Genomic DNA, 13,868 nt, shown 5'->3' with positions numbered 1-13,868 from the left:
GGTGGAGGCGGGACGGCCATGATACCGCCGCCCCGCGTGCGCTTCGGCCTACAGCCGCGCCACCGCGCGTTCCACGGCGCTGCGGTCGCGCGCGCGCAGCAGCGCGCCGGCGCGCCGGCGCAGGGCGGAAAGTTCGCACCGGCGCACCGCGGCGCGAACTTCCAGGATGTTGGCCGGGTGCATCGAAAGCTCGGTGAGGCCGAGCGCGAGCAGCAGCCGGGTGTACTGCGGGTCGCCCGCCATCTCGCCGCAGATCGATGCCGGCTTTCGCGTCCGGCGGCAGGCGGCGAGGATCTCGTGCAGGGCGCGGATCACCGCCGGGTGCAGCGGCGAGAACAGCGCGCCGACGGCATCGTTGCCGCGGTCGGCCGCGAGCAGGTACTGGATGAGGTCGTTGGTGCCGATCGAGACGAAATCCATGGTGTCGAGCAGCGTCGCCAGCGCGAATGCCGCCGCGGGAACCTCGATCATTGCGCCCAGCGGCGTATGCGCGCCGACGGGATGGCCTTCGCGGCGCAGTTCGCGCTCGCACTCGCGCAGGTGGCGGCGCACCGCGAGCATTTCCTCGCGTTGACTGACCATCGGCACGAGGATGCGCACCGGGCCGTGGGCCGAGGCGCGCAGCATGGCGCGCAGCTGGGTGCGCAGCAGGGCGGGGCGCGCCAGCGCCAGGCGCACGCCGCGCAGTCCGAGCGCGGGGTTGGGCTCGCGCGGCAGCGCGATGCCGGAGGCGTCGGCCTTGTCGGCACCGAGATCGAGCGTGCGCAGCGTCACCGGTCGGCCTTCCATCGCCAGCACGGCGTCGCGGCAGGCGGCGTACTGTTCTTCTTCGTCGGGCACTTCGGTGCGCTGCAGGAAGAGGAACTCGGTGCGCAGCAGGCCCACGCCTGCGGCACCGAGCTGGCGGGCGCGGGCCACGTCATCGCGCGATTCGGCGTTGGCCATCAGGGCGATGTCGACGCCGTCGCGGGTGCGGGTGGCGGCGACGCGCAGACGGACCAGGGAGCGCTGTTCGCGCGCCTCGGCAGCCTCGCGCTCGCGCAGGTCCGCGAGGTCTTCCGGCCCCGGTTCCACGATGACTTCACCGCGCCCGGCGTCCACCATCACCGCCACGCCGTCGGGAATGGCCGCGAGCGCCTCGGCCGGCGCGATCAGCATGGGCAGGCCGAGGCTGCGCGCCAGGATCGCGCTGTGCGACATCGGGCTGCCGCGCGACACCAGCACCGCCAGCACCCCGCGTTCGACCATCGGCACCAGTTCGGTGGGCGATACCGTGTCGGCAACGAGCACCTCGCCGGCCAGGCCGATGATGTCGTCCTCAGCCGTGCCGCGCTGAAGCGCCGCCTGCAGCCTGCCGATCACGTGGTCGAGATCCTCGCGCCGGCTGCGCAGGTACGGGTCCTCCATCGCGCTGAATACGGCGGCGAGGCGGTCGCGCTGCAGCTTGAGCGCGTAGCTGGCGGCGTAGCGGCCGCTGCGGATCATCTCGACGAGGCCGGAAACCAGGTCGGGATCGTCCAGCAGCAGGGCATGCACGTCGAGGAACTCGCCCACTTCCTGCGCCAGTGCGCCCTGGAGCTGGTCGCGCAGGGCTGCCAGTTCGGCGCGGGTGAAGCGGATGGCGTCGACGAGGCGCGCGATCTCCGGCTCGACCGCCTCGGACGACAGCCTGCGCTCCTCGGCTTCGACCACGTGCGGCGCGCGAACCCGGGCGCGCCCGAGCGCCAGCCCGCGCGAGGCGGTGACGCCGGACAGCCGGGCGCGCATCTCAGCGCCACCTCCGCGAGCCGCCGCGCGCGCGCCGTGCCGGCACGATCGCGCTCATGCGGTTTCCTGCTCGTCGAAGCCGCGCTCGAACAGCGCGGCGGCAGCGGCCATCGCCTCGTCCTCGTCCGGACCGTCGAGCCGGAGCACGACGCGCGCGCCCTGCGCGGCGGCGAGCAGCATCACGCCCATGATGCTCTTGGCGTTGACGCTGCGATTGCGGAATTCGAGCGTGGCCTGGCTGCTGAATCCCGACAGCAGTCGCACCACCCGCGCCGCAGCGCGTGCGTGCAGGCCGAGCGCGTTGACGATGACCAGTTCCTGTTCACGCATGGTCGAGCACCACGCCGGTCTTGCCGCCGGCCACCGCGGTGAGGGCCAGTTCGTCCAGCGCCTGCTCGGGGTAGTTGCACACCCGCAGCAGCATCGGCAGGTTCAGCCCGGACACCCGCCGCACCCGCGTGCCGAGTTGGGCCAGGCGCGCTGCCAGGTTGCTCGGCGAGGCACCGTAGAGATCGGTCAGGACCAGTACGCCTTCGCCGCGATCGACCCGGCGCAGGGCGGCGCTGGCATCGGGAAGAATCGCGTCCGGGTTCGCGTCGAACGGCACCTCGAAGTGCGCAAGCGGCAGCGGCACGCGCCCGAGCAGGCGCTCCAGCAGCGCCGCGTGGTGCGCCCCGACGCCCGGATGGGTGATGAGCAGGATTCCGACGTTCATGCGGGAAGTGTAGCCAAGCCGGCGGCCGTCCGGCTCGCGCGTCGCTGCCCTCAGCGGGCCTCCAGCTGCGCGCGGAACGCAGCGTAATCGGCCGGCATCGGGTCGGCATGGGCCGGGCGCGCCAGCAGCGCGGCCAGCGCCGGCGGCGGCGCGACAGGTTCGCCGATGATCGGTTCCACGATGCTCTCGAACTTGGCCGGATGCGCGGTCGCCACGACCGCCCAGGTCCCGTCGGGCGCGAGGCTGTCGAGCGCGTGGATGGCGGTGGCGGTGTGCGGGCAGACCGCCACGCCGTGGCGGGTCCAGACCTCGCCGATGGTGTCGCGGATGGCCGCGTCGCCGACCGCAATCGCGCGGAAACCCTCGCGCAGCGCCCCGTCGTCCGGAACCAGCCAGCGCAGGCGCTCGAAGTTGCTCGGCGCGCCCACGTCCATGGCGTTGGCCAGCGTTGCCACGCTCGCTCGGGGTTCGTAGGGGCCGCCGTCGAAGAAGCTGGGCAGCACGTCATTGGCGTTGGTGGCCAGCAGCACTTCGCCGATCGGCAGCCCGATGCGGCGCGCGAGGATGCAGGCCAGCGCGTTGCCGAGATTGCCGGTGGGAATGGCGAAGTTCAGCACCTCGCCGGTTTCCCGCCAGTGCGCCAGCGCGGCGTGGGTGTAGTAGCCCATCTGCGGCAGCAGGCGGCCCAGGCTGATGCTGTTGGCCGAGCTCAGCGGCACCCGCGCCTGCAGCGCCGCGTCGTTGAGCGCGCGCTTCACCAGCGCCTGGCAGTCGTCGAAGCTGCCGGCCACGCGCAGCGCGCGCACGTTGTCGCCGAACGCCCCGAGCTGGTGCGCCTGGCGCGGCGAGACGCGGCCATCGGGATAGAGGATCACCACGCGCACGCCGGCCAGCCCGTGGAAGGCACCGCCCACCGCCGCGCCGGTGTCACCCGAGGTGGCGACGATGATGGTCAGCGGCCGGTCGCCATCGGCGCGCAGCCGGCTCAGGCAGGCGGCAAGGAAGCGCGCGCCGAAGTCCTTGAACGCGGCGGTCGGGCCGTGGAACAGCTCCAGCAGGCCGGTGCCGTCGTCGAGCCAGCGCATCGGCGCAGGGAAGTCGAAGGCCTGCGCGCAGATCGCGTCCAGCTCGGCGGCCAGCGCGCCGCCCTCGAAGAACGGGCGCAGCAGCGCGGCGGCAATGTCCGCAAGCGTGGTCTTGCCCTCGAAATCGGCCGGCGCGAGCGTCGGCACGGATTCGGGCACGTACAGCCCGCCGTCGGGCGCAAGGCCGGCGGCGATGGCTTCGGAAAGGGTGGCGGGTGCGGCCTGTCCGCGGGTGGAAACAAAACGCATCACAAAACCTCCGCACGCGGCCCTGCGACCGGCGATACCAGCGATTGACTGTCGAAACCGGCCCGCGAGAACGCGGCCCGCATGGGTGCTGCGGCCGCTTCGGCTTCGGCGCGCGTGGCAAACCAGGCGAACACGCTGGGCCCGGCCCCCGCGATGCTGGCACCAAACGCCCCCGCATCGAGCGCGGCCTGTTTTACCTGCGCGAAACCGGGAATCAGCGGCGCGCGGCGCGGCTCCACCAGCACGTCGGCAAAGCCGGCGCGAACCAGGTCTTCATCGCCCTTCATGCAGCCCACCAGCACCTGCGCCAGGTTGGCCGACTGCGCCACGAACTCGCCCAGCGCGTAGTGGCCCCTGAGCGCCTCGCGTGCGCGGCGGGTTTCCAGTACCTGCTCGGGATGCACCAGCGTGCAGTGCCAGGCCGCCGGCACCTCGATCCGCACCATGCGCTCGGCCGTCGTCAGCACCAGCCCGCCCAGCAGCATCGGGCCGACGTTGTCGCCGTGGCGCGAACCGCTGGCCGCGGCCTCGCCATCGAGCGCGAAGGGATACAGCGCCTCGCGCGACAGCGGCGCATCGAGCAGCGCGTTGGCCGCCACCAGCGCCGCCACGCAGCTCGCCGCCGAGCCGCCCATGCCCGAGCCCAGCGGAATGCCCTTGTCGATCTCGATCTCGAAACCGAACTCCAGCCCCAGCGCCTCGCGCAGCGCGATCAGCGCGCGCCCGGCGGTGTTGCGCTCCGCCTCCAGCGGCAGCTGCAGATCCAGCCCGCGGATCGCGCGGATGCGCACCGTTGGCTCGTCGATCTTCCGCACGCCGACCCGGTCGCCCGGCCCGGCGATGCTGTGGCCGAGAAGATCGAAGCCGACGCAGGCGTTGCCGATGCTGGCGGGGGAGAAGGCTTTTTTCATTAGGCTAGGATTCGTCATTGGGGATTAGGGATTGGGAAAAGCGGGTGGGCGTGCCGTGGAAATGGGTTCTTGCCGGCGTTACACCAATCTCCAATCCCGAATCCCCAATCCCAGCCCCTCACACCCTCGCCCCCAGCGCTGCGGCCACGCGCAGGAGGTCGGCGAAGACGCCGGCGGCGGTGACTTCCGGGCCGGCGCCGGGGCCCTGGACGACCATGGCGTTTTCACTGTAGCGGCGGGTGGTGAACTGGACGATGTTGTCGGTGAGCTTGAGGTGGGCGAAGGCGTGGCTGCCGGGCAGGGCGAGGAGGGCGACGCGGGCGCGGCCGCTGCGATCGAGCGTGGCCACGTAGCGCAGCACCTCACCGCGCGCGCGGGCGGCGTCGAAGCGCTGCTGCATGGTGGCGTCGTGCGCCGCGAGGTCGTTGAGGAAATCTTCGGCGCTGCCGTTTTCCAGGCCGGGCGGGATCAGCGATTCGACCTCGACGTCGGCAAGGCTCAGCTCGCGCCCGGCCTCGCGCGCCAGGATCACCAGCTTGCGGGCGACGTCGGTGCCGGAGAGATCGTCGCGCGGGTCGGGCTCGGTGTAGCCCAGCGCGTGCGCTTCGCGCACCAGGGCGGAGAAGGGCCGGCTGCTGTCGTACTTGTTGAACAGCCAGGCCAGGGTGCCGGAGAAGATGCCCTCGATGGCGTGGACTTCATCGCCGGTGGTGATGAGGTCGCGCAGGGTCTGGATCACCGGCAGGCCGGCACCGACGGTGGCCTCGTAGCGGAAGCGCGCGTTGCCGGCCTTGGCGGCGGCGCGGATTCTGCGGTAGCGCTCGATCGGGCCGGAGCCGGCCTGCTTGTTGGGGGTGATGACGTGGATGCCGGCGGCCAGCCAGTCGGCGTAGCGGTCGGCGACTTCCGGATTGGCACTGCAGTCGATGATGGCCGCGTGCGGCAGGTGCGCGGCGTGGACGTGGGCGGTGAAGGCGTCCAGATCCGCCGCGCCGGCGCGCTGCCAGTTGGTCTGCCAGTCGGGGTCGTGCTCGCCCAGCCACATGCGCCGGCTGGAGGCGAGGGCGCGCAGGCGCAGGTCGATGTTGGCCTCGGCCAGCAGGCGCGGCGCGTTTTCGGCGAGCTGGTCGAGCAGCGCCGCGCCCACTTTCCCGGGACCGATCACGCCGATGGAAATGGTCTGCGGCGAGAGCCAGAAGCCGGCGTGCGCGGCGCGCAGCGCCTTGGTTTCATCGGCGCTGGCGATGGCAACGGAGATGTTGCGTTCGGAGGCGCCCTGCGCGATGGCGCGCAGGTTGACGTGGGCGCGCGCGAGCGTGGCGAGGAAGCGTGCCGCGACGCCCGGGCGCCCGGCCATGCCGTCGCCGACCGCGGCCAGCACGCTGATGCCGGCTTCGAGATGCACGCTCTGGATCTGCCCCTGCGCCAGCTCCTGGGCGAAAGCGCGCTCCAGCGCGGCCTTGCCGGCGGCGGCCTGGCTGGCGCGCACCACGCAGCAGATCGAGTGCTCGGACGAGCCCTGCGAGATCATCACCACCGAGACCTGCGCGTCGCGCAGGGTGGCGAACACGCGCTCGGCGGTGCCGGGCACGCCGATCATGCCGCTGCCTTCCACGTTGAGCAGGGCGAGATCGGAAACCAGCGACAGGCCCTTGGCCAGCGCCGCGCTGTGCGCATCGCCCTGTGCGTCGATGCGGGTTCCGGGGTGGGCGGGGTTGAAGCTGTTGCGGATCAGGATCGGCAGATTGCGCGCGATCGCCGGTGCCATGGTCTGCGGATGCACGACCTTGGCCCCGAAGTAGGCCAGCTCGCAGGCTTCGCTGTAGGAAATGCACGGCAGGAAAACCGCGTCGGGCACCACGCGCGGATCGGCCGAAAGCACGCCGTCGACATCGGTCCAGATGTGCAATTCGGCGGCGCGGAAAAGCGCGGCGAAGATCGCGCCGGAGAAATCGCTGCCGTTGCGCCCCAGCGTGGTCGCCACGCCGTGGGCGTCACGCGCGATGAAGCCGGTGACGACGATGCGGGTCTGGCCGTGTTCGGCGCGCCACTGCGCCAGGCGCGCGGCGCTGGTGTCCCAGTCCACCGCGATGCCCAGCTCGTTGCGGCCAACCACCAGCACCTCGCGCGCGTCGAGCGCGATGGCGTCGTGTCCGAGGCCGCGCAGCGCGTCGGCCAGCAGGCGCGCCGAGAGCACTTCGCCCAGCCCGTGCACGCGATCCTTGGCGGCTTCACCCGAGGGGCCGAGCAGAGTGATGGCACCGAGGATCGCGGCAAGCTCCTGGAACTGCGCGTCGATCCAGGCACAGGTGAGATCGGCGTGCTGGCCCAGCAGCTCGCGCGCGGTGGCGCGGTGGCGCTCGTGCAGGCTGGCGAACGCCGCCTGCCAGTCCTCGCCGCGCGCCGCGGCGTCGGCCAGCGCGACCAGCGCATCGGTCACGCCCTTCATCGCCGAGACCACGGTGATCTGCGCGGTGTCGTCGCGCGCCGCAAGGATCATGGCGACGTGCCGGTAGCGGCTCGCGTCGGCGACGCTGGAACCGCCGAACTTGTGCGCGATGAACGCGTCGCGCGCGGCGGCGTGGGAAGGAAGGGCGTCGGACTGGTAAGCGTTCATCGGGGCCTCTGGAGTGGGGCCCGCACCGTTCGGGGATGAGGTCGCGGCGCGCCCTGCATCCTCGTCGGGGTGCGGGGCCGGTTTCGTTGCTTTCAGCGCACGACCGGACGCACCCCGCGTGGAGTGGTCGTCATCATGGTCGTGGTAATGGTGCGAAGCAGCATGGCCCAAGAAGAACCCGCCGGGCGGGGTGCTGTCAAGTGGGGCGCGGCCGGCGTTGCCGCGGACTGTGACCGCAGGATCACTCCACGTGCGTGGAGAGCATCGCCTCCACGGTGCGCGCGAACTGCGCCAGGGCCTCGGCTGGCGGCGGCGATCGGGATTCCAGCACGCGGACGAGGTGCGCCAGCCGCGCCGCGCCGCAGAAGCCGCAGGCGGCGCGCAGGCGGTGCAGGGTTTCGCGCGCCTGCGGCGAGTCCGGTGCGGCCAGCACGAGGTTGCGCTGGCCGGGAAGGTCGCCCAGCAGCAGGCGGCGCAGCGTGGCAAGAATGTCGGCCTGCCCGCCAACCGCTGCGAGCGCGCTGGCGTCATCCCAGAGCGGCAGCGTGGCTGGATCCTGCGAGACGTCGTCGACACCCGCGTCCCGGCCGGGTGACGGCCCGGCGAGGTCCAGCAGGAGTACGTCGAGCCGCGCCATGGTCAGCGGCTTGGTGGCGACCGCGTCGAATCCGGCGCGGCGCAGGTGCTGGTGCTGTTCGTGTCGGTCATCGGCGGTGAGCGCCAGCGCCGGCGCGTCGGCGCTGGCGTGATCGTCGCGGTTGCGGATGCGGCGCAGGGTCGCGATGCCGTCCTCGCCGGGCAGGTTGAGGTCCAGGATCAGCACCGCGTAAGCGCGCGCGATCGCGGCGTCGGCTGCGGTTTCGCCGCATTCGAAGGCATCGACCTCCCAGCCCGACAGCGCCAGCGCTTCGCACAGGAAGCTGCGGCTGACCGGGTCGTCTTCGGCGAGCAGGGCGCGCTTCATCGTCTCGGAAGGTCGTGGGACTATGCTCGGAGCATGGAACGTCGCCAGCCCACGCGCAAGATCGCCGTGATCCTCGCCCTCCTCTGGCTGGCGCAGGCCGCGATCCCGTGTCTGGCGAACGTGGCGGTGCTGGAAATCGACCGTCTGGGTACGCCGGTGGCGCGTGCGGAGGGCGTGGAGATCACCCTGGACTGGCCCGACGGCGCGGCGCGCGGCCAGCTCAACCTGCGCGCGACGCTGGTGGATGCGGGTGAACTGGGCTACCGCTGGCGGGCGCTGGACGGCCGCTGCGCGCTGGATCGCGACGCGGACGGCGCGTGGCGCTGCATCGGACGGGTCAAGGCGCGGGGTGCGTCGGGTCTGGATCTTTCGCTGCGTCTGCACGAGGGCGCGCTGCGGCTGGAGCTGGGCAGCGGGCGCAGCCGGCTGGCGGCGTCCACCTCCGATCGGGAGGGCGTGTTCGGACTTGAGCTGGTGAAGGTTCCGGCGGTCTGGCTGCAGCCGGTTCTGGCCACGCTCTGGCGCGACGCGCGCCTGACCGCGGGCAGCATCGACGCGCAGTGGCAGCTGCAGTCGAGCGAGGATGCGGCAACGCTGGGAGGACCGCTGGCCCTGACGGGCGTCGGGATGGATACCGCGGATGGCCGCATTGCCGCCGAGGGCATCCGCGCGAAGGGAAAGGCGCAGCTCAGGCTGGAAGACGCGGCAACGCGGATCGAAACCAGCCTTGACCTCAGCGGTGGCGAATTCCTGGTCGGGGCGCTTTACGTCGCGCTGCCCGATCACGCGATCGGTTTTTCCACCCGGCTGAGCGGGCGCGACGACGGGCGCTGGCAGGTCGAGTCGCTGCGCTGGCGCGACCCGGATGCCCTCGACCTGGAGGCGAACGCGATGCTGGATTTTTCCACTGCGTCCTACCTGCGCGCCGCCGAACTGCGCTTCGCGCTGCCCGATCTGTCCCTGGCGCAGCCGCGCTATTTCGACTCGCTGGCCGCCAGCCTCGGGCTGGCGGGGCTGGCGATGTCCGGTTCGGCGCAGGGGCGTCTGGCGCTGCGCGAGGGGGATTGGCACGCGCTCGATCTGGACGCGCAGGGCGTGAATCTGGAGGACGGTCAGGCGCGTTTCGGGGCCACCGGCGTGGATGGCAGTCTGCGCCTGCGGCACGGATCCGATGCGGCCGAGGGCACGCTGTCCTGGGCCACGGCGCACCTGCACACCCTGGCGCTGGGCGCGGCGCGCCTGCCGCTGCGCAGCGTCGATGGCGGGGTGGCGCTCACCGCGCCGGTTTCGATGTCCCTGCTCGGTGGAACCCTGCGCCTGGCGAAGCTGAGCTACGCGCCGCGCGGGGAGGATGAGCGGCTGGAGCTGTCGCTGGCGCTGGCGGATGCCGATCTGGGCACGCTCAGCGCGGCGTTCGGCTGGCCGGCCTTCAGCGGGAAAGTGTCGGGCGAGCTGCCCGAGGTGCGCTACGAAAACCAGCGCCTGGAGTTTGCCGGCGGCCTGAGCGCGGGGCTCTTCGATGGCCAGGTGCGGGTATCGCAGCTGTCGATGGAGCGGCCGTTCGGGGTCGCGCCGATGCTGGCGGCAAGCATCGATTTTTCCGGGCTCGATCTTGCGCCCCTGACCGGCGTCTTCGGCTTCGGCGAGATCACCGGCCGGCTCGACGGACGCATCCACGGGCTGCGCCTGGTGGACTGGGAGCCGGTGGCATTCGATGCCGCATTTCACACCGTGCCTCGCCGCGGCGAGCGCCAGCGCATCAGCCAGCGCGCCGTGCGCGAGCTGACCGAAGTGGGCGGCGGCGGCCTGGCCGCCGGCCTGCAGAACCAGGTGCTCAAGGCGTTTTCGAGCTTCGGCTATTCGCGCATCGGCCTGTCGTGCGTGCTCGCCAACAACGTCTGCGCGATGGGCGGGGCAGGGCCGGCCGATGGCGGCGGCTATGTCATCGTCGATGGCTCCGGTTTGCCGCGGGTCAACGTGATCGGACACCAGAAGCAGGTCGACTGGCCGGTGCTGGTGGGCCGGCTCAAGGCCGCGACCGAAGGCCGGATGCCGGTGATCGACTGATCGGCGGTGTCCGCGTGCGCCCGGCGTTCATGCGCCGCCTGTTCCAATCCGGACCGCCTTTGCGTTCCAATGTCCCCCTCGTTTCCTACCGGAGTCTGTCATGCGCAAGATGGGATGGTTTCTCGCCGCGTTCGGCCTGATGGTGCTTTCGGCCTGCGTCACGATCAACGTGTACTTCCCTGCGGCCGAGGCCCAGGAAGCGGCCCGCGAGTTCGTCGAGAAGGTGATCGGCGACGAGATGCCCGGCGGCCAGCCGCCCGCGCCGGTGCCGCAGCAGGACGGTGGCGGCATGGCGCTGCTTTCCTTCTTCATCAGCAGCGCACACGCGCAAATACCCGACATCACCATTCGCACCCCTGCCATCCAGGCGATCCAGGCGCGCATGGCCGACCGCTTCCAGAGCCAGCTCGCGCCGCACTTCGACAAGGGCGCGCTGGGCTTCGGGCGCGACGGGCTGGTGGTGGTGCGCGACGCGGGCTCGCTCGGGCTCAAGGATCGCGCGGCGGTCAACCAGGCGGTGGCCGACGACAACCGCGACCGCGCTGCCGTCTACCGCGAGATCGCGGTGGCCAACGGCCACCCCGAGTGGGAGCAGCAGATCCGCGAGACCTTCGCGCGGCAGTGGGTTTCCAGCGCGCGCGCCGGCTGGTGGTACCAGGATGCGGGCGGGGCCTGGAAGCAGAAGTGACGCGACCCGGATGAGGGCATGACTTCCGGCGGAGTGCGTCTGGCCGCCGGACGGGGGATGATCCGGAGTTCGTGTCCGATCATCCTGCGAGGAAACTCCATGCACCGCATCCTCACATTCGCCGCCGCGCTGGCGCTGGCCGGCACCGCGCCCTGTTTCGCATCGGCTGAGCGGGGCGCGGAAGCGGCCGGAGAGGCGCTGGCCGCCACCGTCACCACCCAGCTGCCGCGCGGAGTGCGGCCTTCGCACTACGCCATCGAAATCGCGCCCGATGCGGGCGCCTTGCGTTTCGAAGGTCGGGTGAAGATCGACCTGGAGGTGCTTGAAGCCACCGACCGCATCGTGCTGCAGGCGGTGGACATGACGTTTTCCGACAGCACATTGACCGATGCCGGCGGCACGTCGCGCCGCGCCCGGGTGAGCGTGGATGCGGCCAGCCAGAACGCCACGTTTCGTTTCGGCAGGACGCTCAAGCCTGGCACCTACACGCTGGACACGCGCTACGTCGGCAGGATCGGCACGCAGGCCAACGGGCTGTTTGCGCTTGATTACCCCACCGCTGAAGGGCAAAAGCGCGCGCTCTTCACCCAGTTCGAAAACTCCGACGCGCGCCGTTTCGTTCCTTCGTGGGACGAACCGTTCCACAAGGCCACCTTCGACCTCGCCGTGACGGCGAGGGATGGCGAGATGGTGGTCAGCAACATGCCCGTTTCCTCTTCGCAAGACCTGGGCGACGGCCGGCGCAAGGTGGTGTTCCAGACCACGCCGAGGATGTCCACCTACCTGCTGTTCCTGGCCGTGGGCGAGTTCGACCGCATCGCCATGGCCCATGATTCGGATGTCGAGATCGGCGTGATCGCGCAGCGCGGCAAGGTGGAACAGGCGCTGTTCGCGCTCGATGCCACTTCCGACATCCTGCGCGAGTATGACGACTACTTCGGCGTCTCCTATCCGCTTCCCAAGCTCGACAACATCGCCGCACCGGGGCGCAGCCAGTTCTTCAGCGCGATGGAGAATTGGGGCGCGATCTTCACCTTCGAGCACTCCTTCCTGCTCGATCCGTCCATCGCCAGTACCTCTGATCGGCAGCGAGTGTTTTCCCTCACCGCACACGAAATCGCGCATCAGTGGTTCGGCAACCTGGTCACGATGGCGTGGTGGGACGACCTGTGGCTCAACGAAGGTTTTGCGACCTGGCTGGCCGGGCGCACGACGCGCGCCCTGCATCCGGAGTGGGACCGCAGCGGCGTCCGTCCGGCATTCACCAGCCGCGGCGCGATGGGGCAGGACGCCTACGCCACCAGCCACCCGGTGGTGCAGCACGTCGAGACCGTGGAGCAGGCCAGCCAGGCCTTCGACGGCATCACCTACGGCAAGGGCGCGGCGGTGATCGCGATGCTGGAGGACTACGTGGGCGAAAATGCCTGGCGCGAAGGCGTGCGCAGCTATATCCGCAGGCACGCCTACGGCAACGCCGTGACCGACGACCTCTGGCGGGCGATGGAACAGGCTGCGCCCGGACGCCAGTTTCTGGCCGTGGCGCACGACTTCACCCGGCAGACCGGCGTTCCGCTGATCCGCGCGTCCAGCACCTGCGTCGACGGGCGCACCGTGGTGGCGCTGACGCAGGGCGAGTTCACGATGGATCGCCCCGACAAGACCCCGCTGCGCTGGCGCGTGCCGGTGAGCGTGCGCGCCGGCGGGGGCGAGCCGGTGCGCGTATTGGTCGATGGCACGGCCCGGGTGGAGCTTCCCGGCTGCGGGGCGCCGGTGCGGGTCAATGCCGGGCAGAAGGGCTACTTCCGCACGCTCTACGAGCCCACGCAGTTCAAGGCTCTGGCGGCGGACTTCGCGGCATTGCCGGCGGTCGACCAGCTCGGCCTGATGCTGGATGCCGGCGCGCTCGCCGGCGTCGGGCTGCAGCCGGAGGCGGACCTGCTGGACCTGGCCATGCAGGTGCCGCTCGATGCCGCGCCCGAGCTGTGGCAGCTGGTATCGGGCACGCTGGAGGATGTCGACTCCCTGCTGCAGGGCGATGCGGAACGGCAGCGGGCGTTCCGGGCCTTCGCGCGCAAGCGCCTGGTGGAGAAGTTCCAGACGCTGGGCTGGGAGGTGCGCAGCGAGGATGACGCAGGCCTGCGTCAGCTCCGCACCGGCCTCATCCGCACCCTGGGCCGGTTCGAGGATCCGCAGGTGCTGGCCGAGGCTCGGCGGCGTTTCGATGCCTCGTCGAGCGATCCCGCCGCGCTGCCGGCCGAGCTTCGCCGCACCGTACTGGGTGTGGTGGCGCGCAGCGCCGACGTGGCCACCTGGGAAACGATCCGCGGCATGGCCCGCAGCGAAACCTCGTCCCTGCTGCGCGACCAGTACTACGGCCTGCTGGCCGCGGCTGCCGATGTCACGCTGGCACGGCGCGCGCTCGACATGGCTCTGACCGACGAGCCCGGGGCGACCAACGGCGCGGCGATGATTTCAGGCGTTTCCGTCGAACACCCGGACCTCGCCTTCGATTTTGCCGTGGCGCATCGCGCCGCGGTGGATCAGCGCGTGGACAGCACCTCCCGCGCCCGCTACTACCCGCGCCTTGGTGCCGGCTCGCGCAAGGTCGAGACCGCCGCGAACATCCGCGCCTTCGCCGAGCGGCACCTGGATTCGCGCTCGCGCCGCGAGGCCGAAACCGCCGCCGTGGGCATCGAGACCCGCGCGCGCCTGCGCGATGCGCGCCTGCCGCACGTCGAGGCCTGGCTCAGGCAGCGGGGCATCTGATCGGGGATTTTCCGCAGGTGATTGCGGCGCGCCGCCCCG

At 71.2% G+C, this 13,868-nt stretch carries 10 protein-coding genes; 3 read left to right on the top strand and 7 right to left on the bottom strand.

Going from position 1 to position 13,868, the window contains the following annotated elements; all coding sequences use genetic code 11:
• Positions 1 to 48 precede the first annotated feature (48 nt).
• From ptsP to WB794_RS07095, 7 genes are all read right to left on the bottom strand, one after another.
• Complete coding sequence (ptsP, locus tag WB794_RS07125) at positions 49 to 1,767, bottom strand: phosphoenolpyruvate--protein phosphotransferase (protein WP_337335159.1); 1,719 nt, start codon at positions 1,765 to 1,767, stop codon at positions 49 to 51.
• 54 nt (positions 1,768 to 1,821) lie between these two features.
• Positions 1,822 to 2,097 carry an HPr family phosphocarrier protein gene (locus WB794_RS07120; RefSeq protein ID WP_337335158.1) on the bottom strand — a complete coding sequence of 92 codons (276 nt, stop codon included), beginning with the start codon at positions 2,095 to 2,097 and terminating at the stop codon, positions 1,822 to 1,824.
• Positions 2,090 to 2,482 (bottom strand): PTS sugar transporter subunit IIA, encoded by a 393-nt coding sequence (locus tag WB794_RS07115; protein WP_337335157.1) that lies wholly within the window; start codon positions 2,480 to 2,482, stop codon positions 2,090 to 2,092. Before WB794_RS07115 ends, WB794_RS07120 begins: the two co-directional genes overlap by 8 nt.
• A 50-nt stretch (positions 2,483 to 2,532) precedes the next feature.
• On the bottom strand, positions 2,533 to 3,816 hold the full coding sequence (thrC, locus tag WB794_RS07110) for a threonine synthase (protein ID WP_337335156.1): 1,284 nt from the start codon (positions 3,814 to 3,816) through the stop codon (positions 2,533 to 2,535).
• Positions 3,816 to 4,727, bottom strand: coding sequence for a homoserine kinase (locus tag WB794_RS07105; RefSeq protein ID WP_415926662.1), 912 nt, complete (start codon positions 4,725 to 4,727; stop codon positions 3,816 to 3,818). The genes thrC and WB794_RS07105 overlap by 1 nt, the downstream gene beginning before the upstream one ends.
• A gap of 118 nt (positions 4,728 to 4,845) precedes the next feature.
• On the bottom strand, positions 4,846 to 7,344 hold the full coding sequence (thrA, locus tag WB794_RS07100; RefSeq protein ID WP_337335154.1) for a bifunctional aspartate kinase/homoserine dehydrogenase I: 2,499 nt from the start codon (positions 7,342 to 7,344) through the stop codon (positions 4,846 to 4,848).
• A gap of 241 nt (positions 7,345 to 7,585) precedes the next feature.
• On the bottom strand, positions 7,586 to 8,308 hold the full coding sequence (locus tag WB794_RS07095; protein ID WP_337335153.1) for a response regulator transcription factor: 723 nt from the start codon (positions 8,306 to 8,308) through the stop codon (positions 7,586 to 7,588).
• 33 nt (positions 8,309 to 8,341) lie between these two features.
• On the opposite strand from WB794_RS07095, the gene WB794_RS07090 reads away from it, so the two are divergent.
• The 3 genes from WB794_RS07090 to WB794_RS07080 all read left to right on the top strand — a co-directional run bounded on the left by WB794_RS07090 (position 8,342) and on the right by WB794_RS07080 (position 13,829).
• Entirely contained in the window at positions 8,342 to 10,375 is a 2,034-nt protein-coding gene (locus WB794_RS07090; protein WP_337335152.1) for a translocation/assembly module TamB domain-containing protein, read from the top strand.
• Positions 10,376 to 10,475: 100 nt separating this feature from the next.
• Positions 10,476 to 11,063: a YdbL family probable chaperone protein gene (locus WB794_RS07085; protein ID WP_337335151.1), complete on the top strand. Its 588-nt coding sequence runs from the start codon at positions 10,476 to 10,478 to the stop codon at positions 11,061 to 11,063.
• Positions 11,064 to 11,162: 99 nt separating this feature from the next.
• Positions 11,163 to 13,829, top strand: a complete 2,667-nt coding sequence (locus WB794_RS07080) for a M1 family metallopeptidase (RefSeq protein ID WP_337335150.1) — start codon at positions 11,163 to 11,165, stop codon at positions 13,827 to 13,829.
• Positions 13,830 to 13,868: the final 39 nt, after the last annotated feature.

Origin of the sequence: Denitratimonas tolerans, assembly GCF_037203605.1 — a bacterium.
Taxonomy (GTDB): Bacteria; Pseudomonadota; Gammaproteobacteria; order Xanthomonadales; family Xanthomonadaceae; genus Denitratimonas; species Denitratimonas tolerans.
The sequence above is the reverse complement of the archived record's forward strand: the minus strand, read 5'-3'. Positions and strand labels throughout refer to the sequence as shown.

Excerpts from the sequence above, each read along its gene's own strand:
- WB794_RS07120 (WP_337335158.1), bottom strand. The coding sequence starts at position 2,097 with ATGCGTGAACAGGAACTGGTCATCGTCAACGCGCTCGGCCTGCACGCA.
- thrC (WP_337335156.1), bottom strand. The coding sequence starts at position 3,816 with ATGCGTTTTGTTTCCACCCGCGGACAGGCCGCACCCGCCACCCTTTCC.
- WB794_RS07080 (WP_337335150.1), top strand. The coding sequence starts at position 11,163 with ATGCACCGCATCCTCACATTCGCCGCCGCGCTGGCGCTGGCCGGCACC.
- WB794_RS07115 (WP_337335157.1), bottom strand. The coding sequence starts at position 2,482 with ATGAACGTCGGAATCCTGCTCATCACCCATCCGGGCGTCGGGGCGCAC.
- WB794_RS07095 (WP_337335153.1), bottom strand. The coding sequence starts at position 8,308 with ATGAAGCGCGCCCTGCTCGCCGAAGACGACCCGGTCAGCCGCAGCTTC.
- WB794_RS07090 (WP_337335152.1), top strand. The coding sequence starts at position 8,342 with ATGGAACGTCGCCAGCCCACGCGCAAGATCGCCGTGATCCTCGCCCTC.
- thrA (WP_337335154.1), bottom strand. The coding sequence starts at position 7,344 with ATGAACGCTTACCAGTCCGACGCCCTTCCTTCCCACGCCGCCGCGCGC.
- WB794_RS07085 (WP_337335151.1), top strand. The coding sequence starts at position 10,476 with ATGCGCAAGATGGGATGGTTTCTCGCCGCGTTCGGCCTGATGGTGCTT.
- WB794_RS07105 (WP_415926662.1), bottom strand. The coding sequence starts at position 4,727 with ATGAAAAAAGCCTTCTCCCCCGCCAGCATCGGCAACGCCTGCGTCGGC.
- ptsP (WP_337335159.1), bottom strand. The coding sequence starts at position 1,767 with ATGCGCGCCCGGCTGTCCGGCGTCACCGCCTCGCGCGGGCTGGCGCTC.